A 721-nucleotide genomic window follows, 5' to 3' on the forward strand; every position below is an offset into this window, starting at 1 on the left:
CGCCAAATCCGTTCGCTCAAGAAAAATCCTCATATCATCGTAGGGACTCCAGGACGTTTACTCGATCACATTAACCGTCGTACAATGCGTCTTCAAAATGTTGAAACAGTCGTGCTTGATGAAGCAGACGAAATGCTAAACATGGGTTTCATCGAAGACATTGAATCGATCCTTTCAAATGTACCAAGTGAACACCAAACACTTTTATTCTCTGCGACAATGCCTGCACCAATTAAGCGTATTGCAGAACGTTTCATGACAAACCCAGAACACGTAAAAGTAAAAGCGAAAGAAATGACTGTATCTAACATCCAGCAGTTCTACTTGGATATCCATGAACGTAAAAAGTTTGATACATTGACTCGTCTTCTTGACATTCAATCACCTGAGCTTTCAATTGTCTTCGGCCGTACAAAGCGCCGCGTTGACGAATTGACTGAAGCACTGAACCTTAGAGGTTATACAGCTGAAGGAATTCATGGTGACTTGACTCAAGCGAAACGTATGGTTGCGCTTCGTAAATTCAAAGAAGGTTCAATCGATGTGCTTGTAGCAACAGACGTTGCAGCACGTGGACTTGATATTTCAGGCGTAACACACGTGTATAACTTTGACGTGCCACAAGATCCAGAAAGCTATGTACACCGTATTGGTCGTACTGGACGTGCTGGACGTACAGGTATGGCGATGACATTCATCACACCACGTGAAAAAGATATGC

At 43.0% G+C, this 721-nt stretch carries 1 pseudogene; it reads left to right on the top strand.

The window, feature by feature from the left end:
• A pseudogene (cshA, locus tag GRX31_RS30435) lies at positions 1-721 on the top strand (degradosome RNA helicase CshA); the annotation flags it as partial.

The organism is Delftia sp. CH05 (assembly GCF_009827015.1).
GTDB classification, from domain to species: domain Bacteria; phylum Pseudomonadota; class Gammaproteobacteria; order Burkholderiales; family Burkholderiaceae_C; genus Comamonas; species Comamonas tsuruhatensis.